This is a genomic window from Brevundimonas sp. GW821-FHT09G01 (assembly GCF_059416065.1).
The window spans coordinates 162,939-181,847 of record NZ_JBWKOL010000003.1 but is presented as its reverse complement, the minus strand read 5'-3'; the positions used below and the strand labels follow the sequence as shown (position 1 = coordinate 181,847).

Genomic DNA, 18,909 nt, shown 5'->3' with positions numbered 1-18,909 from the left:
GCTCAGGCCTCCAGCGGCGCGGACTCCCGAAGCAGGAGGTCGCGCCGTCCGGGAGTCGGGCGGAAGGTCAGGCGGGCCGTCAGACCGCTCGCCGCATAGTCCAGCTCGGCCGAGCCGCTCAGATCGCCCTTCAGGCTGGTGGCGATCAGGCGCGAGCCGAAGCCGACCCGCTCCGGCGAGGCGGCGATCCGGGGCCCATCTACTTCGGTCCAGTCCAGAACCACGATCCCGGCCTCGTCCGGCGCGGTCCAGGACACCGTCACGCAGCCGCCGGCGACGCTCAGCGCCCCGTGCTTGGTGGCGTTGGTGACCAGTTCGTGGATCACCATGCCCATGGCCAGCGCCTGCGGCGGCTCGAACAGCACCACGGGCCCCTGCAGCCGGAACTGTTCCGCCGAATAGGGCCGCAGCTCCTTGGCCAGCAGGTCCTGTAGCGTCGTCTGCTCCCACCCCGTCGCGGTCAGCAGGTTGTGCGTCTCGGACAGCGCCATCAGCCGCGCCTCGAACAGGGCGGAGAACTCCGCCACCGAGGTCGCCCGGCGCGCGGTCAGGGCCGCGATCGCCTGGATGGTCGCCAGGGTGTTCTTCACCCGGTGGTTCAGCTCGTTGATCAGCAGTTTCTGGCGGCGCTCGCTGGTCTCCAGCGCCTCGAAGGCGCGGCGGCGGTCGGTGCTGTCGTTGACCACTCCGGCCAGCTTCAGCGCCCGTCCCGAACGGGAGCGGATCAGGCTGCCCCTCGAGTGGACCCAGCGTCCGCTGCCGGCGATCGGATATTCCACGTCATAGTCCGCCTCGCCCGCCAGTGCGGCCTCCAGCGCCAGGTTACGGGCGGGACGCTGCTCCGCGTCCAGCCAGACCGGCTGGCCCACGTCGCCGGTCGCCTGGTCCGCGCCGAGCCCGACCAGTTCCCGCGCCCGGGGCGACAGGGCGAAGGTCCTGTCCCAGGGATTGACCTCCCAATAGCCGACCCCCGCCGCCGCCAGCACGGACAGCAGCCGGGCGCGCTCATCGGCCATGGAGGCGGCCAGGCCGATGAACAGGATCACCGCCGTGACCGCCGCCACGCTGACCGCGATGGCCAGCGGCGGCGCCCCGTCATGGTCGAGGCCGCCGCTCACCGGCTGGAGATGGAGCGCGGCCATGCCCGTGTAGTGCATGCCGACCACGGCCACGCCGAGGATGGCCGCCGCCGCCGCGCGCCAGCCCACCGAGGTCTCGCGCCGGCTGGCCCACAGGGCGGCCATCGAGGCGCCGATGGCGATGACGATGGAAATGATGACCAGCTCGATGCGCCAGCCGACCGTCGCGGTGGTCCGCATCGCCGCCATGCCGACGTAGTGCATCAGGGCGATGGCGCCGCCCATGACCGCGCCGGCGACCGGAATGCGGCCGACGCCCAGCCGGTCCTGCGAGGCCGCGAAGAAGGCCGCCGCCGTGCCCGCCACGGCCAGCAGGAAGGACAGGACCGTCAGGCCGGGATCGTACCGGACCGGCGCGCCCGGATCGAACCCCAGCATCGCGATGAAATGCATGGCCCAGATGCCGCCGCCCATGGCGACGGCGGCGGTCGCCAGCCACGGCGTCTGGTCCCGGCCTTCACGCCCCCGGATGCGCTGGAACAGGTCGAGCGCGGTCCAGGCCGCCAGAACCGCGACCGCATAGGACAGAAGCAGGAAGACGGCGCCGTGATCGTGGTGCAAGGGCGAAGTCCCGTAGAAAGGTCTCGAATCGCTGTTATCGACCGAGCAAGGCGGCGGCGTCCACTACACTCAACCTGCAAGCATCTGCATGCTCAACCATTCAGCGATCAGGGCGGGCTTCTCGCTCCCTTCGATCTCGACGGTCAGCTCATGCTTGATCAGCCACCGGCCGCCGCCCTTGTCCTCGGCGGACAACAGCTTGAACCGGCCGCGGATCTTCGAACCGGCGGGCACGGGAGCCAGGAAGCGCAGCTTGTCGAAGCCGTAGTTGACGCCCATGGCCACCCCGTCCAGCGGCTTGACGCAGTCATAGGACATGGCCGAGGCGAGGCTCAGGGTCAGGAAACCGTGAGCGATCGTGCCGCCGAAGGGCGTCTGTTTCGCCAGCTCCGGGTTCACATGGATGAACTGCCAGTCCTCGGTGGTGTCCGCGAAGGCGTCGATTTTCGCCTGATCGACCAGGAACCAGCGGGACAGCCCGACCTCGGTCCCGATGAGCGATTGCAGTTCTGACGGCTTGGGCATGCGATCCTCCGGTTTTCCGGCCACGCTACCGGCGTCCGTCTTCTCTCGAAACCCCCTTATTGGCCTTTGAAGCGGCCCTCGATGATCTCCGCGAACAGGGTCGGATCGACGTTGCCGCCGGACAGAACGACGGCGGTCGTCCGGTCCTTCGCCTCGGCCTTTCCGGCCAGCAGGGCGGCCAGGGACACCGCGCCGCCCGGTTCCACCACCAGTTTCAGGGCATGGAAGGCGTAGCGCACGGCCTCGGCCACCTCGGCGTCGGACACCGTCTCGACGCGGGCCAGCCGGCGGTTGATCGGGAAGGTCAGCTCGCCCGGCCGATCGGTCATCAGGGCGTCGCAGATCGTGCCCTTGGCCGGAGCATGGGTCAGGCGCTCGCCCGCCGCCATCGACAGCTGGGTGTCGTTGTAATCGCGCGGTTCGATCCCGATCACCGGAACCTGCGGCAGCAGGGCCGCCATCGACAGGTTGACGCCGGCGATCAGCCCGCCGCCCGAGGCGCCGCACAACAGCTGGTCGATCGTTGCGCCGAGGCCTTCCGCCTGCTCGACGATCTCCAGCCCGACGGTGCCCTGGCCCTCGATCACGAAGGGGTCGTCGAAGGGACGGACCAGAACGCTGCCGCGCGTCCGGGCGATCTCCTCGCCGATGTCCTCCCGGCTCTCGGTGTAGCGGTCGTAGAGGCGAACCTCGCCGCCGAAGCCGATGACGCCCGCCACCTTCACCTTGGGACTGTCGGCCGGCATGACGATGATGGCCGAGGTCCCCATCATCTTCGCCGCGCAGGCCACGGCCTGGGCGTGGTTGCCCGACGAATAGGCGACGACGCCGCGCTTCAGCTCGTCCGGCGTCAGGCGGCTGATGCGGTTCCAGGCGCCGCGGAATTTGAAGGCCCCCGCCTGCTGCAGGTTCTCGGCCTTCATCAGCACCCGGCCGCCCAGCCGTTCGTTCAGGGCGGGGCTTTCGATCAGCGGGGTGCGGACGGCGTGGCCGAGGAGCTGGCGGGCGGCGTCGCGGACGCCTTCGAAGGACGCGGTGTGGGTCATGGCTGGGGTTTAGCGCAGCTTGGTGACGAGTGACGAGTGGCGAGCGAAGCGGCGGACCGGAGCGCCCAGTCGTCCGCTGATCATGAGCAGGGCTCGTCCTTGCCTCGCCACTCGCCACTCGCCACTAATCACGCATGAAGAGCCTCATCCTCGCCATCGACCAGGGCACGACCTCCACCCGGGCCATCGCTTTCGAGCGCGCCTCGCCTCAAGCAGCGCAAGGCGCGGTAGGCGACAAACATGTCGGCGGCCTCAGGCCCGTGGCGGTCAGCCAGATCGAGCTGGAGCAGCATTTCCCCCGTCCGGGCTGGGTCGAGCATGACGCCGCCGAGATCTGGGCCGCGACCCTGCAGACCTGCCGCGAGGTGGTGCGCAAGGCGGGCGGCGTCGGGCGGTTCGCCGCCATCGGCATCACCAACCAGCGCGAGACCTCGGTGCTCTGGGACGCGGCCACCGGCGAGCCCCTGCACCGGGCCATCGTCTGGCAGGACCGGCGCACGGCGGCGGCCACCGGCGAACTGGCGGCCGCGGGCCACGAACCCGAGGTGCAGGCGGCCACCGGCCTGATCCTCGACCCCTATTTCTCCGCTTCGAAATTCGCCTGGCTGCTGGACGCCGTCCCGGGCGCGCGGGCGCGGGCCGAGGCGGGCGAGGTCAGGCTGGGCACGATCGAGACCTGGCTGATCTGGAAGCTGACGAACGGAGCCAGCCACGTCACCGACGCCACCAACGCCAGCCGCACCTCGCTGATGGACCTGCGCACGCGGGCCTGGCGGCCCGATCTGGCCGAACTGTTCAATGTGCCGATGGCGGCCCTGCCCGAGATTCGCGGCTGCGCCGATCACCTGGGCGACTCCGAGCCGTCCCTGCTGGGCGCGCCCCTGCCGATCCACGGCGCGGCGGGCGATCAGCAGGCCGCGCTTGTGGGACATGGCGCGCTGAAGGCTGGGGACGCCAAGATCACCTACGGCACCGGGGCTTTCCTGGTGGCCAACGTCGGCGCGGCGCCCATGACCTCGACCAGCCGACTGCTGGGGACCCTGGGCTATGAGGCGCAGGGCGTGGCGGCCTATGCGCTGGAGGGCTCCATCTTCTCGGCCGGATCGGCGATCCAGTGGCTGCGCGACGGGCTGAAGGTGATTTCGGAATCGCGCCAGTCCGAGGCCATGGCCCAAGGGCTGAAGGACAACGGCGGCGTCTATCTGGTTCCCGGCTTCACCGGTCTGGGCGCGCCGTGGTGGGAGCCCGAGGCGCGCGGAACCATCGTCGGCCTGACCCGCGACAGCGGCCCCGCCCACATGGTCCGGGCCGCGCTGGAATCGCTGGCCTACCAGACCCACGACCTGCTGGAGGCGCTGGAGAAGGACGGGGCCCCGAAGCTGTCGGTGCTGAAGGTCGACGGCGGGGTCACCGCCAACGCCTTCGCCATGCAGTTCGTGGCCGATATCTGCGATGTCACGGTGGAGAGACCCGCTTTTCAGGAGATGACGGCGCTGGGGGCGGCCAAGCTGGCGGCGCTGGGGTGTGGGCTGATCGACACGCTTGACGCAGCGCCCGCCGAGGCTCCGGCCGTCTGGCGTCCCCGCATGGCCGCCGATGAGCGCGAGCGGCTGCTGAAAGGCTGGCGCGGCGCCGTCAAGGCCGCCATCATCGCCGCGCAATGACCGACACCCAGACCGATCCCCAGTCGACCTTCTCCGGCACCCGTGAGGTGGACGCCCGATCCGCCCTGGACGAGGCCGCGCTGGACGCCTGGCTGACGGCCCATGTCGAGGGCTACGCCGGGCCGCTGACGGTGCGCCAGTTCAACGGCGGCCAGTCGAACCCGACCTATGAGCTGTCCACGCCGGGCCGGACCTACGTCCTGCGCCGCAAGCCGCCGGGCACGCTTCTGCCCAGCGCCCACGCCGTGGACCGCGAGTTCACCGTCATCTCGGGCCTGCACGCCCAGGGCTATCCGGTCGCGCGACCCTGGGCCCTGTGCACCGACGACGCCGTCATCGGCTCGATGTTCTACGTCATGGACAAGGTCGAGGGCCGGGTCCTGTGGGACCTCAAGCTTCCGGGCCTGGAGCCCGCCGAGCGCCGCGCCATCTATGACGCCCAGGTCGACGCCCTGGCCGCCCTGCACCGCTTCGACCCCGTGGCCATCGGCCTGGGCGACTACGGCAAGCCGGGCAATTATTTCGAGCGTCAGGTCGGGCGCTGGACCAAGCAGTACCGCGCCTCCGAGATCGATCCGATCCCGGCGATGGACCGGCTGATCGACTTCCTGCCCGCCACCCTGCCGCCGGAAGGGCCGGCGCGGATCGTCCACGGCGATTTCCGCCTCGACAACCTGATCCTCGCTCCGGACCGGGCGGAGGTGCGCGCCGTGCTGGACTGGGAGCTGTCGACCCTGGGCGATCCGATGGCCGACTTCTCCTACCTGCTGATCGCCTGGGCCATTCCGCAGTCGGTGCGCAACGGACTGGCCGGCGCCGATCTGGAGGCGCTGGGCATTCCGTCCGTCGATGAGGTGGTCGAGCGCTATGCGGCGCAGACGGGGGGCGAGCGGCCCCGGAACCTCGACTGGCTGTTCGCCTACAATCTGTTCCGGCTGGCGGCCATCTGCCAGGGCATCGCCGGGCGGGTCCGCGACGGCACCGCCGCCTCGCCGCAGGCGAAGAGCATGGCCGCCCAGGTGCCCTTCCTCGCGGAAGCGGCCTGGAGCTACGCGAAGAAGGCCGGCGCCTAGCCCGGCTCTCCCACCAGGGTGAAGGCCGCCCAATAGGCCGGATGCGACCAGCGGCGTTCGGCGCGGACAGCGCGCTGGCCCGCCTGCAGGGCCCGGGCGCGGACGCCGGGATCGCCCGCCGCATGGCTGTCCAGATCGGCGAAGGTGGCGGTGATCAGGGTGGTGGTGGCCGCGTCCGACACCTCCCAGTGCGAGACCATCACTGATCGCGCCCCCGCGTAGAAGAAGGCCCGCGCCAGGCCCGACAGCCCCTCCCCGCCCGGCCGCCCGTCGGAGGCGGCGGTGTTGCAGGCGGACAGGACCACGAACTCGGCGTTCAATCTCAACTGGGCGGCCTCGGAGGCGCTGAGATAGCCGTCGTCGGCCTCGGTCGCCTCTTCCGGCGGGGTCATGACCAGTCCCGGCTCGGCGGCGGCCGAGCCCGCCATCAGGCCGTGGGTCGAAAAGACCACGAAGCGCGCCCGCGACAGGGCGGCGAAATCGACCGCCCGCACCGCGTGCTCGGTCGCTTCCGCTCCGATGCGGACGATGGAGTCGGGATAGCGGGCCTTGAGCGTCTCCAGCTCCAGCCGCGAGCCGCGCAGATAGGGCAGGGCCTTCAGCCGGGCCACATCGGCCAGGCGGCCGTCCATCACCGTATCGGCGGCGGGCGCGCCGCGCGTCGGATCGACGGGGGCGCCGGTCAGCAGGGGCGCGCCGAAGGCGGCCAGCCGCAGGGGTGTGGCCGAGGCCGTCCGGCGCGGCGCGGCGGCGGTCGGCATGGCCGGGCAACCCGGGCTGCGCGCCGCCGGATCGGCGACCAGATAGCAGCGCAGGGCCCGCAGGCTCGACACCGCCGGCAGGCTGGCCAGGGCGTAGCGGTCGGCCAGCCAGGGCGTCGCCGCCAGCGCGTCCAGATCGGCGTCCTCGCCCCGGGGCGGCGCCGTGGTCAGCACCGACAGCGGCAGGGTCGACAGGGCGCCCGTGGTGACGGTGATCAGGGTGGTCTTGTCCTTGAACGTCTCCTCCACCGGCAGGATCAGCTCGGAATAGAGGCGATAGCTCTCGGACCGGTCGAAGGGCGCCGGCTGCCGGCCCGCGAACAGGGTCGGGTCCACGTCGTCGCCGCGCGGCGCGGCGGTGGCGCTGAGCGAGAGGCGCAACGTGTCGACCGCCGCCTTGAGCCGGGCCTCGTCCAGCGGCTCGGACCGGGTCCACGCCACCCGCTCGCGGGTCACGGCCCAGACATAGGTCGCCTCCGGATTGGCCAGCACCAGCAGCAGGCCCTCGTCGGGGCGCAGCAGCTGCTGGGTCTCGGCGATCGACAGGGCGCGCGGACTGGTCAATTCGGAATAGGCGGGGAAGCGCGCCTCGATATCGGCGTCGATGACCCCCAGCCGGCCGGTGGCCGCCTCCCAGTCCGACTGGGTGCGGGTGCGGACCGCGAGGTCGGCCGGGTCGGTGGAGGCGTAATGGCGCTCCAGCTCGCGCTCCAGCCGGTCGCGGCGGACGATCAGGTCCTCCCGCTCCTCGGCCAGCCGGCCCAGCGCGTCGTCGCCCTGGGCGAAGCGGGCGGACACGCGGGCCAGGGCGTCGGCGGCGTCCGAGGCGATGGCCCACTGGGCGGCCTCGAAGGCCTCGGCGCGCAGGGTCTCCGGCGTATCCGGATCGGCCGGCGCCGCGCCTGCCACGAGCAGCAGGCCGATCGCCGCCAGGGCCCCCGCCCAACGCATCAGTTGCTCAGCACCTGGATGCTGGTCCAGACATCGCCCCGGTTGGAGATGGCGACGCGCATCTTGCCCCCGGTGCGCGAGGAGACGGTGCAGACCGGATAGTGGTCGCCGAAGCCGTCGCGGCAGACCGTGGCTCCGCGCTGATCACGGATGGTCAGGTCGATGTCGGTGTCGCCGTCGCCGATGGCGGCGACCCGCAGCACCTCGCCCGCGCGGGCGTCGACCTCGAAGCCCCAGCTTTCCCGGGCCTGCAGCTGTTTGACGGTGAACACCGGCCCCGCGCCGAAGGGCGAGGAGCGAACACCACGCGTCATGGGCTCGCGCAGGCGGTCGATGGCGTCGATGATCGGCTGGTTGCCCGCCGACAGGGCCGCCGCCTCGTCCAGCAGGCGGCCGGGGGTCAGGATGGGCTCAGGCCCCTCGCCCTGACGGACGGGCACCTCGGACAGCAGCCGGGCGGCCATGATCAGGGCTCCGGCGTCGCCGCGTTCGCGGCCCCAGGCGGCCAGTTCGGCGGCGGTGACGGCCTGGGCGACCCCGCGGGCCTCGGGCGAAACGGCGGACTCGGGGTCAGGCGAAAACGCGGCCGCCCCCGCGGCCGCGGCCAGGACGGCGGCGACCGCCAGCCCCTTCAAGACAGGCTTCATGCCGACCATGCGCGGATCCCCCAATGCCGTCGCCCCAATCGCCAGGAACGACGTCTCGGGGCCGATCATGCACTGTGCGGGCGCACGAGAGAACAGGGTACTGATTGAAGCTGACGACGGGACCGGCGCCGGAGATCAGCGGCTCTCCAGAACGGCCCCGTTCAGGATGCGTCGGTCCGCGCGCGACTGGACCAGGACGGCCACGGCCTGGTCCGCCGACGGCGCGTCCGGCAGGGCGTAGAGGACCGGGCGGCCGGCCCAGGGGCCCAGCACCCGCACGGACCGGACCACGTTCACGTGCCGGACCTTCTGGCCGCGGTTGTCGCCCGAGGCGATCTCCACCGTCTGCGCACCCGGCGTGTAGAAGACGGCCACCACCTCGGCTCCACCTGACGGCGGACGGCCCGAGCCGACGCCGACACGGTCCCCGGTCTCGCGGAACTCGATCTGGGGCGGGAAGGTGCGGCGAAGCCCCTCCTCGTCGATGGCGGCCTGCAGCGCCTCGGCGGTGGCGGGGGCCTGGCGGCGGCCGTCGATCACCACCTGCGGCGTCGAGACGTTGCGCAGGCGCAGGGCGTGGCGATAGTCGCGCTGGCGCTGGGCGAACTCGGGGCGGGCGAAGGTGTCGGCCCAGCCCAGATAGTCCCAGTAGTCGACGGCGTAGGTCAGGACGATCACGCCCGGTTCGGCGGCCACGGCCTCGACATGGGTGTTGGCCTCGGGACAGCCGGCGCAGCCCTGGGCGGTGAACAGTTCGACCACGACCGGCTCGACCGGCGTCGCGCGATGGCGCACGCGCGTCGCCGACGGCTGGGCCGAAGAGGCCGCCGCAAGCAGCGCGGTCAGGGCGACCGCGACAGGAAGTGTCCACCCCCGAGTACGCATGCGGACACCTTAATCACGCCGGACCGGCCAGTGGCGGTCATTTTCGCGTGAGGGGCGCGTCAGATCCGTCCGCCGACCGGCCTTCAGACCCGGATATCGAGCAGGCTGCCGGGTCGGGTCGACCGCAGAGCGGCGTCGCCTTCGGCGGGCCGGGCCGCGACCGAGCGGACCGGGGTGTCGCGCACCGGGGCCGGTGCGACGGGCGCGGCGGCCTGGACGGCGGGAGCCGAGGCGTTCGACAGGGCCGCGTGGAAAAAGGCCGACCGCGAGGTCTGGACCGGAGACGGCGGCGTCTGCGACGGGAACAACGGCGACGGAACGGGCGGGCGAATCGCGCTCATGCCGACAGGGTTAATGAAATCCGTCGGAAATGGGTTAACGCCCGCCCCGCAAGGGTTCTAGCGGCCCCTCAGCGGCGGGTGGCGGTCGGCAGGGGGCGCGGCGGGGCCTGGATGGCGGCGACCAGACGCTCGATCTCGGCGTCCTCCAGCATCGGTCCGGAGAATTTCGCCACCACATTGCCCATGGCGTCGACCGCGAAGGTTTCGGGCGCGCCGGTGATGCCCAGATCCAGCCCGGCCCGGCCGTCCTGATCCATCAGGACCATCGAATAGGGATTGCCCAGTTCGTCGAGGAAGGCGCGGGTCTTGGCCGGATCATCCTTCCACGCCACCCCGACGACGGCGACGCCGCGCGCCTGCAGGGCCATCAGCTTGGGGTGCTCCGCGCGGCAGGGCGTGCACCAGCTGGCGAAGACGTTGATCAGCATCGGCTTGCCGACGCCGGCGGTCTTCAAATCCACATGGCCGGGTCCGGCCTGGGCGCCGGTCAGCATGGGCAGGACCGTCTCGGGCACAGGCTGGCCGACCAGAGCCTCGGGCTTGACCGAGGGATCGCGCTTCAGAGACCAGCCGATGAACAGGGCGGCCAGGGCGACCAGCACCACCAGCGGAACGACGGCGAACCAGCGGCTCATTTCGTTTGCCCTACCGCGCCTTGCGCGGCTTGAGGGCGGTCCGGATCGTTCTCCAGCCGCTTCAGCTGCGCCGACCAGCGGCGGGCCGCCAGCAGGGCGCGAGCGGCGAGCGCGGCCAGAACCACGGCGCTGATCCCCCAGGCGGGCCAGACGTAGGCGGCGTATTTGCCCATGTCGAAGTCGAGCATCATCAGGCCTCCAGAGCCTTGCGGGCGCGGATGGACAGCACCCGGCGGCGCACGATCTCGGTGCGGATGGCGGTGATCCAGACGGCGAGGAAGAAGACCAGATAGGCCCCCATCATGACCAGCAGCGGAGCCAGCATCCCCTCCGCCAGCGACGGCCCGTCGGAGCGGATCAGGGAGGCGGGCTGATGCAGGGTGTTCCACCAGTCGACCGAGAATTTCACGATCGGCAGGTTGATCAGGCCGACCAGGCCCAGCACGGCGGCGGCGCGCGCCGCCTTCACCTCGTCGTCGATCGAGGCCCGCAGCGCCATGTAGCCGATGTAGAACAGCAGCAGGATCAGTTCGCTCATCAGCCGCGCATCGCCCCAGACCCACCAGGCGCCCCACATCGGCTTGCCCCACAGGCTGCCCGTGACCAGCGCCAGAAGCGTATAGGCGGCTCCCGGCAGGGCGGCCGCGCGCGCCGCGGCGTCGGCCAGCGGGTGGCGGAACACCAGGGCGAAGAAGCTGGAGACGCCCAGCGCGCCGTAGATCATCAGTCCGACCGAAGCGGCGGGGACGTGTACGAACATGATCCGGACGGTGTCGCCCTGCTGGTAGTCCTCGGGGGCCGTGAAGGCGAGCCATGTCCCGACAATCAGCAGCACGACGGCGGCGCCCCACAGCACCGGGACGAGCGGGCGCGTGAAGCGGGCGAAGCGGTCGGGATTGGCGAGGCCGAACATGATCGGGGTCTTTAGTCGCCTATCGCGCGTCGCGCTACTTGAGGCGTTGCGGGAGCCGTGTGCTAGAGCGTCGCGCTCAGAAGAGGACCGATCATGACCGACGACGTGACCAAGGATTCCAACGGCAATATCCTCGCCGACGGCGACAGCGTGACCCTGATCAAGGACCTCAAGGTCAAGGGTTCGGGCGGGGTGACGCTGAAGCGCGGAACCCTGGTCAAGAACATCCGCCTGACCGGCGACGCCGACGAGATCGAGGCCAATGTCGAGAAGGTGCGCGGCCTCGTCCTGCGCACCGAGTTCGTCAAAAAGGCCTGAGCAACCTTACGAAGGCTTAAGTGGCGGCGCCCTGACGGCATGGCTACCCCTGGGAGCGAACCGAGGGGATGCTTCATGACCGCCACCGCCCGAACCCTGCTGACCGCCGCGGCGCTGGGCCTGATCGCCGTCGCGCCCGCCCACGCTCAGGAAGCGGCGGCCGCACCGTCCATGACCGCCGACCGCGACTGGTCCGCCGCCTTGGTGCAGGACGCCACGGCCCTGCACGACATCATCGCCGACAGCCATCCTGGGATGCACGATCCTCTCAACCCGGGCTTCCGCGCCAAGGTGGACGAGGGGCTGGCCCTGGCCTTGCGCCGTGCGCGGACGACGACCGACGCCGGCGGCTGGTGGTGGGCGTTGCGGGCCTATGTGGCCAGCTTCGACGACGGCCATGTGCAGATCGGCATGAAGGACGGCTCCTATGGCTTTCCGGCCCGCTGGCCGGGCTTCCTGACCGCCTATCGCGGCGCGAACCAGGTGGTGGCGGATCGTCTGGCGGACGACCCCGCCGCCCCGCCGCTGGACGCGCGCCTGATCGACTGCGACGGCGTGGGCGCAGACCGCCTGGCCGAGACGCGGGTCGGCGGCTTCCGCGGCCGCTGGTTCCTGCAGTCCCAGCACGCCCTGCTCGGCGACTGGGTGTTCCTGAACGCCTCCAACCCCTGGATCACCGAGATGCGCGAATGCCGCTTCGAAAGCGGCGGCCAGACCCGGTCCTATGCGCTGAACTGGCGGGCGATCGAGGCCGCCGACCTGTCCGCGCGCCGCAACCGGCTGAACCAGCGCTTTTCCCCCGAGTTCGGTTTGAAGACGATGGATGACGGCGGCCTGTGGCTGTCGATGCCCTCGTTCAACAGCGCGCCGGGCAGCAAGGCCTATGTCGCCCTGACCGCCCTGCTGGCCGAGGCGCAGGCGAAGCAGGAGGCGCTCAGGACGGCGCCCTGGGTCGTGCTGGACCTGCGCGGCAACGGCGGCGGCTCCTCGCACTGGAGCGACAACCTGGCGACGCTGATGTGGGGCGACGACTGGCGGCGCACCCATAGCCCGCCTTCCAGCGACGCCGTCGACTGGCGCGCCTCGGACGACAACATCGCCGAAATCGTCACGTTCATCGATCAGTTGAAGGCGGCCGGCGGCGACGCCGACGTGATCGCCTGGGGCGACAAGGCGATCACGGGCATGCGCGCCGCCCGGGCCGCCGGGCAGGTCTACTGGCGGGAAGCGGACGACGCGCCGGCAGAGGCTTCCGCGACCCCCGCCCAGGCGGGTGCGGCCCCGGTCAATCCGATGCGCGGCCGCGTCTTCGTCCTGACCGATTCCGGCTGCGGCTCGGCCTGTCTGGACGCGGTCGACATCTGGAAGGCGGCGGGCGCGGTCCAGATCGGCCGCGAGACCTCGGCGGACACCGTCTACATGGAGGTCCGCGACGCCGACCTGCCCAGCGGCCTGGCCGGCATCGGCGTGCCGATGAAGGTCTATCGTGGCCGGGCCCGCGGCAACAACGAACCGCAGCGCCCGACCTACGTCTACGACGGCGACATGAGCGACGACGCCGCCCTCGCCGCCTGGGTCAGATCGCTCGGCTAGGCGCGCTTGTGGCGCGCGCCGAACTCGGAAAGAACACGGGCGCCGGATTTCCGGCGCGCCTTCCGCGAGGAAGAGGGGGACATCCAATGAAGACCACGGCCGCCATCGTCACCGGCCTTTGGGCTGTCCTCGCCGCCCCCGCCCTGGCCCAGGAGACCGACCCCCAGGCGTGGATGGCGGAACCCCGCGACTGGTCCGCCACCCTGGTCCAGGATGCGACGGCGCTCCACGACATCGTCATCGACAGCCATCCGGGCGTCCACGACCATCTGAACCCCGCGTTCAGGGGCCGGGTCGACGCCGGCCTGGCGCTGGCGCTCGAACGCGCCAGGACCACGACCACGCCGGGCGGATGGTGGTGGGCGATGCGGTCCTACGTCGCCGGCTTCGATGACGGCCACGTGCAGATCGGCCTGAAGGCCGGCTCCCTGCCCATGCGCTGGCCGGGCTTCCTGACCACCTATCGCGGCGCGGATCAGATCGTGGCCGACCGGGACGAAAGCGATCCGGACGCCCCGCCCCTCGGCGCCCGCCTGATCGACTGCGACGGCGTGTCCGCCGACCGTCTGGCCGAAGAGCGCATCGGCGCCTTCCGCGGCCGCTGGTTCCTGCAGTCGCAGCGGGTCACCTTCGGCGACTGGCAGTTCCTGAGCGCCGCCAATCCGTGGGTCTCCGAGATGCGGAGCTGCCGCTTCGAGAGCGACGGCCAGACGCGCGCCTACGCCCTGAACTGGCGGTCCGCCGACGGCGTGGACCTGCCCGCCCGCCGGGCCCGGTTGTCGCAACGCGCCCACACCGCGATCGAAATGAAGACGCTGGCGGACGGCGGCTACTGGCTGTCCACGCCCAATTTCGACGGCGCACCGGACAGCGAGACGTTCCGCAACCTGACGGCCCTCATCGCCGAAGCCCAGGCGAAACAGGCCGACCTGCGTCAGGCCCCCTATGTCGTGCTGGATCTGCGCGGCAATGGCGGCGGCTCGTCCCGTTGGGGAAGCCGGCTCGCCGTGGCCCTGTGGGGCATCGACTGGGCGCGCGCCCACAACCTGGCGCCGATCGAGGCGATCGACTGGCGCGCTTCCGAGGCCAACCAGGCCCGGATGCAGGCCTATGCCGACGAAGCCCGGGCCGCCGGCCAGGACGCCAATGCGATCGCCGACTTCGAGTCCACCGCCACCGCGCTCGGAGCCGCCCGCGCCGCGGGTGAAGTCTACTGGCGCGAGGTCGGCAGTCCTCAACCGGCCCGGCCCACGGCCGAGCAGTTGGTCCGGGGCCCGGTCTTCCTGCTGACCGACCCGGGTTGCGCCTCGGCCTGTCTGGACACCGTGGACCTGTGGAAGGCCCTGGGCGCGATCCAGGTCGGCGCCGAGACCTCGGCCGACACCGTCTACATGGAGGTACGCGCCGCCGCCCTGCCGAGCGACCGGGCCGACGTCGCCATTCCGATGAAGGTCTGGCGCGGCCGGGCGCGGGGCAACAACGAGCCGCAGCGCCCGGTCCACGTCTATGCCGGCGACCTCAGCGACGACGCCGCCGTCCAGGCCTGGATCGCGGGTCTGGCGGCCCGAAACTAGCCCCGTCCAAAACTAGCCCTGGGCGTTGCGGATCGCCGCCGCGCCCGCGAAGGGCGTGATGAGCCCCGCGAACAGGACATAGGCGACCAGGAAGGCCAGCGCCGGGGCGGGCGACTGGCCGTTGGCGGCCCGTTCCAGCGCGCCCGCGCCGAACACCACCGGCGGGATGAACAGGGGCAGGACGACCACCGCGATCAGCAGGCCGCCGCGCCTGGATCCCAGGGCTAGGGCCGCGCCCAGCGCCCCGGTCAAAGCGAAGCCAAGGCCGCCGATCAGGGCCGCCAGCGCCGCCAGCGGCGCCAGTGACGGCGGCAGGCCCAGGGTGATGGCCGCCACCGGCGCGGTGACCGCCAGGGGCCAGCCGACCGCCAGCCATTGCGCCTTCGCCTTGGCGATGACCGCCAGTTCCAGAGGGACGGGACCGAGGGCGATCAGGTCCAGCGTCCCGTCCTCGAAATCGCGCTCGAACAGCCGCTCCAGCGACAGGATCGACGAGACCGCCAGCGCCACCCAGGCGACGCCGCCGGCCACGGGCTTCAGCCCCGCCGGATCGCCTCCGGCCGCCAACGGGACCAGCACGGTCAGGCACAGGAAGAAGCCGCAGGCCAGCAAGGGTCCGCCCCCGCCCGCCCAGGCCAGCGACAGCTCGCGCCGCCACAGGATCATCAGCGCCCTCATCGGCCCGCTCCGATGTCGAGCGTGCGATGGACGACCGGCAGCGGGTCGTGGACAGCGGCGATGATGGTCCCGCCCCGCTCCACATGGGCCTGCATCAGCAGACCCAGAGCCGCGCGCCAGCGGGCGTCCAGCGGGCTCAGCGGTTCGTCCAGCAGCCAGATCGGGCGCTGCACGGCGATCAGCCGCGCGAAGGCCAGGCGGCGGCGCTGGCCGGCCGACAGCTTGCGCACCTCCAGGTCCAGCAGGGGCTCCAGCGCCAGCACGTCGACCGCGGCCGCGACGCCGTCGGCCCCGGCGCCCAGCCATTGCGCCTGAAAGGCCAGCTCCTCTCGGGCCCGGCGCGCGCCCTTCAGCCCATCCAGATGGCCGAGCCAGTGCAGGTGCTTCGTCCGCGCCTCGGCCGGATCGACATCGGCGAAGGCGACGGTCCCGGCGTCCGGGCGCAGGAAGCCGGCCAGGGCGCGCAGCAGGCTGGTCTTGCCCGCGCCGTTGGCGCCGGTCAGGGCCAGGACCTCTCCGGACACGGCTGAAAACGACAGATCGCGGAACAGGACGCGCTCGCCGCGGGACAGGGTCAGGCCGTCGACGGCGATCATCAGGCACACCCCCAGTTGCGAACGTCTCTCAATACCCATGTCGCCGACATGGATTCATGGACGGACAACGGAACCCTCGCTATATGCGCGGTCGCCGCAGCAGGCGTTCGCCGCGCGCGTCGGGGACCTGTGCGCCCCGCCGTCAGCCGCGCGAGCGTGCAACCGGATTGTCGGGCGGCGTTGACCAGAGGAAGCCTCTCCATGCCGTCGAACGACAGCCTCAAGACCCGTCAGGACCTTTCCGTCGGGCGCAAGAAATACGCCTATTACAGCCTTCCCGCCGCCGAGGAAGCCGGTCTGGCCGGGATTTCCCGCCTGCCGCGCTCGATGAAGGTCCTTCTCGAGAACCTGCTGCGCAACGAGGACGGCGTCTCGGTCACCGAGGCCGACCTGCGCGCCGTCGCCGCCTGGATCGAGAACAAGGGCTCGGTCGAGCACGAGATCGCCTTCCGTCCGGCCCGCGTCCTGATGCAGGACTTCACCGGCGTTCCGGCCGTCGTCGACCTGGCCGCCATGCGCGACGCCATGAGCGCCCTCGGCGCCGACGCCACCAAGATCAACCCGTTGAACCCCGTCGACCTGGTCATCGACCACTCGGTGATGGTCGACCATTTCGGCACCGCCGGCGCCTTCAACCAGAACGTCGAGCGCGAGTATGAGCGCAACATCGAGCGCTACAACTTCCTGCGCTGGGGCTCGTCGGCCTTCAACAATTTCCGCGTCGTCCCCCCCGGCACCGGCATTTGCCACCAGGTAAACCTGGAGAACCTGGCCCAGACCGTCTGGACCCTGGAAGAGGGCAAGAAGACCGTCGCCTATCCCGACACCGTCGTCGGCACCGACAGCCACACCACCATGATCAACGGCCTGGCCGTCCTGGGCTGGGGCGTCGGCGGCATCGAGGCCGAGGCGGCCATGCTCGGCCAGCCGATCCCGATGCTGATCCCGGAAGTCATCGGCTTCCGCCTGACCGGCGCCATGACCGAGGGCACGACGGCCACCGACCTGGTGCTGACCGTCACCCAGATGCTGCGCAAGAAGGGCGTCGTCGGCAAGTTCGTCGAGTTCTTCGGTCCCGCCATCGCCGGCATGACCATCGAGGACCAGGCCACCATCGCCAACATGGCCCCGGAATACGGCGCCACCTGCGGCTTCTTCCCGGTGTCGCGCGCGACCATCGACTATCTGACCGCCACGGGCCGCGACAAGGCGCGCGTCGCCCTGGTCGAAGCCTACGCCAAGGCCCAGGGCCTGTGGATCGACGAAACCTCGGAAGACCCGGTCTTCACCGATGTGCTGGAACTGGACATTTCGACGGTCGTCCCGTCGCTGGCCGGCCCCAAGCGTCCGCAGGACAAGGTCGAGCTGACCACCGCCGCGCCCCAGTTCGAAACCGCCCTGGGTGAAGTCTTCAGCCGCCCGGCCGACGCCCCGCGCGTCAAGGTCGAGGGCGAGAAGTTCGACCTGGGCGACGGCGACGTCGTCATCGCCGCCATCACCAGCTGCACCAACACCTCCAACCCGTCGGTCCTGATCGCCGCCGGCCTGGTCGCCCAGAAGGCCAACAAGCTGGGCCTGAAGGTCAAGCCGTGGGTCAAGACCTCGCTGGCCCCCGGATCGCAGGTGGTCACCGACTATCTGACGGCCGCCGGCCTGCAGAAGGAGCTGGACGCCCTGGGCTTCAACCTGGTCGGCTACGGCTGCACCACCTGCATCGGCAACTCGGGTCCGCTGGCGGAGACCGTCTCCAAGGCGATCAACGACAACGGCCTGGTCGGCGTGTCGGTGCTCTCGGGCAACCGCAATTTCGAAGGCCGCGTGAACCCGGACGTCCAGGCCAACTACCTGGCCTCGCCGCCGCTGGTCGTCGCCTACGCCCTGGCCGGCTCGATGCGCATCGACATCACCAAGGATCCGATCGGCCAGGACAAGAAGGGCAAGGACGTCTTCCTGAAGGACGTCTGGCCGACCACCGCCGAGATCGCCGCGATCCAGAAGAAGTCGGTCACCCCGGCCATGTTCGCCAAGCGCTACGCCGACGTGTTCAAGGGCGACAAGCACTGGCAGGCCATCAAGGTCACCGGCGGCCAGACCTACGCCTGGGACGACAACTCGACCTACGTCGCCAACCCGCCGTATTTCGAAGGCCTGTCGATGGAGCCGACCCCGGTCACCGACATCGTCGAGGCCCGCGTGCTGGCCATCTTCGGCGACTCGATCACCACCGACCACATCAGCCCGGCCGGTTCGATCAAGAAGACCTCGCCCGCCGGCGCCTATCTGACCGGCCGCGGCGTCGACGCCCTGGACTTCAACAGCTACGGCGCCCGCCGCGGCCACCACGAAGTCATGATGCGCGGCACCTTCGCCAACATCCGTATCCGCAACAAGATCACGCCGGATATCGAAGGCGGCGTGACCAAGCATTTCCCGTCACAGGACACGATGTCTATCTATGACGCGGCCATGCGCTACCAGTCGGAAGGCCGTCCGCTGGTCGTCTTCGCCGGCAAGGAATACGGCACCGGCTCATCGCGTGACTGGGCCGCCAAGGGCACCCGCCTGCTGGGCGTCCGCGCCGTCATCGCCGAAAGCTACGAGCGCATCCACCGCTCCAACCTGGTCGGAATGGGCGTCGTGCCGCTGCAGTTCAAGCAGGACGGCTGGCAGAAGCTGAACCTGACCGGCGAGGAGATCGTCACGATCCGCGGCCTGTCGGACGTCAACATCGGCAAGCTGCGTCCGCGTCAGGACCTGTGGGTCGAGCTGTTCCGTCCGTCGGACGGCAAGATGGCCCGCTTCCCGGTCCGCTGCCGCATCGATAACCAGACCGAGCTGGACTACTTCAAGGCCGGCGGCGTCATGCCCTACGTGCTGCGCAACCTCGCCGGCGGCGCGACCCCGGCGCCGGAAGCCGTCGCGGCGGAATAGGCCTCGGCGACAGCTTGAAAAGACAACGGCCGCTGGAGCGATCCAGCGGCCGTTTTCTTGTCCGTCTTCAAGAACCGC

18 protein-coding genes are annotated in these 18,909 nt (G+C 70.7%); 6 read left to right on the top strand and 12 right to left on the bottom strand.

Annotated features, from left to right (window positions below):
* Window positions 1-2: 2 nt before the first annotated feature.
* The 3 genes from AC07NB_RS08320 to AC07NB_RS08310 form a co-directional block, all read right to left on the bottom strand.
* On the bottom strand, window positions 3-1,700 hold the full coding sequence (locus AC07NB_RS08320) for an MHYT domain-containing protein (protein ID WP_494570466.1): 1,698 nt from the start codon (window positions 1,698-1,700) through the stop codon (window positions 3-5).
* A gap of 69 nt (window positions 1,701-1,769) precedes the next feature.
* Window positions 1,770-2,225 carry a MaoC family dehydratase gene (locus tag AC07NB_RS08315; RefSeq protein ID WP_291834656.1) on the bottom strand — a complete coding sequence of 152 codons (456 nt, stop codon included), beginning with the start codon at window positions 2,223-2,225 and terminating at the stop codon, window positions 1,770-1,772.
* A gap of 56 nt (window positions 2,226-2,281) precedes the next feature.
* Complete coding sequence (locus AC07NB_RS08310; RefSeq protein ID WP_494570467.1) at window positions 2,282-3,271, bottom strand: threonine ammonia-lyase; 990 nt, start codon at window positions 3,269-3,271, stop codon at window positions 2,282-2,284.
* A 134-nt stretch (window positions 3,272-3,405) separates the two neighbouring features.
* Between AC07NB_RS08310 and glpK the strand changes: the two genes are divergently transcribed.
* Both glpK and AC07NB_RS08300 read left to right on the top strand, forming a co-directional pair.
* On the top strand, window positions 3,406-4,935 hold the full coding sequence (gene glpK, locus AC07NB_RS08305; RefSeq protein WP_494570468.1) for a glycerol kinase GlpK: 1,530 nt from the start codon (window positions 3,406-3,408) through the stop codon (window positions 4,933-4,935).
* Window positions 4,932-6,008 (top strand): phosphotransferase family protein, encoded by a 1,077-nt coding sequence (locus tag AC07NB_RS08300; protein WP_494570469.1) that lies wholly within the window; start codon window positions 4,932-4,934, stop codon window positions 6,006-6,008. The genes glpK and AC07NB_RS08300 overlap by 4 nt, the downstream gene beginning before the upstream one ends.
* On the opposite strand, the gene AC07NB_RS08295 is transcribed toward AC07NB_RS08300, so the two are convergent.
* The 7 genes from AC07NB_RS08295 to ccmC all read right to left on the bottom strand — a co-directional run bounded on the left by AC07NB_RS08295 (window position 6,005) and on the right by ccmC (window position 11,141).
* The gene (locus AC07NB_RS08295) at window positions 6,005-7,720 is read right to left on the bottom strand and encodes a CHAT domain-containing protein (protein ID WP_494570470.1); all 1,716 of its coding nucleotides are present in this window, start codon (window positions 7,718-7,720) and stop codon (window positions 6,005-6,007) included. The genes AC07NB_RS08300 and AC07NB_RS08295 overlap by 4 nt on opposite strands.
* Complete coding sequence (locus AC07NB_RS08290) at window positions 7,720-8,367, bottom strand: hypothetical protein (protein WP_291839982.1); 648 nt, start codon at window positions 8,365-8,367, stop codon at window positions 7,720-7,722. Before AC07NB_RS08290 ends, AC07NB_RS08295 begins: the two co-directional genes overlap by 1 nt.
* Window positions 8,368-8,502: 135 nt before the next feature.
* Window positions 8,503-9,252 carry a DUF1223 domain-containing protein gene (locus AC07NB_RS08285; protein WP_492340511.1) on the bottom strand — a complete coding sequence of 250 codons (750 nt, stop codon included), beginning with the start codon at window positions 9,250-9,252 and terminating at the stop codon, window positions 8,503-8,505.
* Window positions 9,253-9,335: 83 nt separating this feature from the next.
* Window positions 9,336-9,593: a hypothetical protein gene (locus tag AC07NB_RS08280; protein ID WP_291839988.1), complete on the bottom strand. Its 258-nt coding sequence runs from the start codon at window positions 9,591-9,593 to the stop codon at window positions 9,336-9,338.
* Between the two features lie 68 nt (window positions 9,594-9,661).
* Window positions 9,662-10,228, bottom strand: a complete 567-nt coding sequence (locus AC07NB_RS08275; protein ID WP_291839991.1) for a DsbE family thiol:disulfide interchange protein — start codon at window positions 10,226-10,228, stop codon at window positions 9,662-9,664.
* On the bottom strand, window positions 10,225-10,419 hold the full coding sequence (gene ccmD / locus AC07NB_RS08270; protein ID WP_494570471.1) for a heme exporter protein CcmD: 195 nt from the start codon (window positions 10,417-10,419) through the stop codon (window positions 10,225-10,227). The genes AC07NB_RS08275 and ccmD overlap by 4 nt, the downstream gene beginning before the upstream one ends.
* Complete coding sequence (ccmC, locus tag AC07NB_RS08265) at window positions 10,419-11,141, bottom strand: heme ABC transporter permease CcmC (protein WP_494570472.1); 723 nt, start codon at window positions 11,139-11,141, stop codon at window positions 10,419-10,421. Before ccmC ends, ccmD begins: the two co-directional genes overlap by 1 nt.
* A gap of 93 nt (window positions 11,142-11,234) precedes the next feature.
* On the opposite strand from ccmC, the gene AC07NB_RS08260 reads away from it, so the two are divergent.
* From AC07NB_RS08260 to AC07NB_RS08250, 3 genes are all read left to right on the top strand, one after another.
* Window positions 11,235-11,459 carry an alkylphosphonate utilization protein gene (locus tag AC07NB_RS08260; protein ID WP_269220031.1) on the top strand — a complete coding sequence of 75 codons (225 nt, stop codon included), beginning with the start codon at window positions 11,235-11,237 and terminating at the stop codon, window positions 11,457-11,459.
* A gap of 75 nt (window positions 11,460-11,534) precedes the next feature.
* Window positions 11,535-13,052: a S41 family peptidase gene (locus AC07NB_RS08255; RefSeq protein WP_494570473.1), complete on the top strand. Its 1,518-nt coding sequence runs from the start codon at window positions 11,535-11,537 to the stop codon at window positions 13,050-13,052.
* An 86-nt stretch (window positions 13,053-13,138) separates the two neighbouring features.
* Window positions 13,139-14,626, top strand: a complete 1,488-nt coding sequence (locus tag AC07NB_RS08250; protein WP_494570474.1) for a S41 family peptidase — start codon at window positions 13,139-13,141, stop codon at window positions 14,624-14,626.
* A gap of 12 nt (window positions 14,627-14,638) precedes the next feature.
* Here AC07NB_RS08250 and ccmB read toward each other — a convergent pair whose 3' ends face one another.
* Window positions 14,639-15,304 (bottom strand): heme exporter protein CcmB, encoded by a 666-nt coding sequence (gene ccmB / locus AC07NB_RS08245; RefSeq protein ID WP_492340512.1) that lies wholly within the window; start codon window positions 15,302-15,304, stop codon window positions 14,639-14,641.
* On the bottom strand, window positions 15,301-15,909 hold the full coding sequence (gene ccmA, locus AC07NB_RS08240; protein WP_494570644.1) for a heme ABC exporter ATP-binding protein CcmA: 609 nt from the start codon (window positions 15,907-15,909) through the stop codon (window positions 15,301-15,303). Before ccmA ends, ccmB begins: the two co-directional genes overlap by 4 nt.
* Window positions 15,910-16,101: 192 nt before the next feature.
* Here ccmA and acnA point away from each other — a divergent pair, with 192 nt between their 5' ends.
* Window positions 16,102-18,831, top strand: a complete 2,730-nt coding sequence (gene acnA / locus AC07NB_RS08235) for an aconitate hydratase AcnA (protein ID WP_494570475.1) — start codon at window positions 16,102-16,104, stop codon at window positions 18,829-18,831.
* The last annotated feature ends 78 nt before the right edge of the window (window positions 18,832-18,909 follow it).